The organism is Photobacterium sp. R1 (genome assembly GCF_054600795.1).
This window is the reverse complement of record NZ_BAAHZP010000787.1, coordinates 1-250: the sequence shown is the minus strand read 5'-3', so window position 1 is coordinate 250 and position 250 is coordinate 1. Positions and strand designations below refer to the sequence as shown.

The following is a 250-nucleotide window of genomic DNA, read 5'->3' as shown; positions in this document are numbered from 1 at the left end:
AGCTTCATCAATAAAATGCTCACGGGGAACGGTATCCATTACCCGCAACACCCTACGGTCTGCTATCCCCTGCTGAGACAAATATTCCATCAGGCTATGGCGTTGTTCCGCATAGCGCATTATCAGTCGCTCTCCACTTGTTTCATCCACTGTGTCAGGTCGTCCAGCGCGTCGTGTGCTGTCAGATCAACCTGAAGCGGTGTAATTGATACTTGCTTGTGTTCTATCGCATAAAAATCTGTACCTGGTC

General features: G+C 48.8%; 1 pseudogene. It reads right to left on the bottom strand.

Annotated elements, in window-relative coordinates:
* Window positions 1-122 precede the first annotated feature (122 nt).
* A pseudogene (locus tag ACYP03_RS27225) lies at window positions 123-250 on the bottom strand (5'/3'-nucleotidase SurE); the annotation flags it as partial.